This window comes from Corallococcus sp. AB018 (genome assembly GCF_003986945.1).
Classification (GTDB): domain Bacteria; phylum Myxococcota; class Myxococcia; order Myxococcales; family Myxococcaceae; genus Corallococcus; species Corallococcus exiguus.
The window spans coordinates 1-400 of sequence record NZ_RAWR01000607.1 but is presented as its reverse complement, the minus strand read 5'-3'; the positions used below and the strand labels follow the sequence as shown (position 1 = coordinate 400).

Below are 400 nucleotides of genomic sequence, written 5' to 3'. Positions count from 1 at the left end.
GGACTCAATTCTCCAGCAATGCCTGGGCGAGGTCGGCGGCCGCCTTCGCGAAGTCGGAGGGCCAGCGCACCACCACCAGCCGGAAACGGCGCTCGCGCAGCAGCGGCGCCAGCGCCTGCCGGGCGCGTAGTTCGTCGGGAAGAGCGAGGATGGCCACCACGAGGCGCGAGCGCCGGATGGACTCCAGCACCGGCGCCAGGGGCCTCTCCGCGGTGACGTTCGCGAGGAAGTCGCTGTCGGAGATGATGATGCGCAGCGCATCGGGCCGCTCGCGTGACAGCGCGTCCATCACGTCGAAGGGGAACTGCGTGCCTCCGCCGATGTAGCTCAGCAGGAAGTCGCGCGCCTTCTCCTCGTCGTACATCCACGGTGACACCTGCGGGTTGCCGTGCGAGTACAC

The 400-nt window shown here is 69.0% G+C and carries 1 pseudogene; it reads right to left on the bottom strand.

What is annotated here, in order from left to right:
- Window positions 1–4: 4 nt before the first annotated feature.
- Window positions 5–400: pseudogene (locus tag D7Y11_RS43075) on the bottom strand (hypothetical protein); the annotation flags it as partial.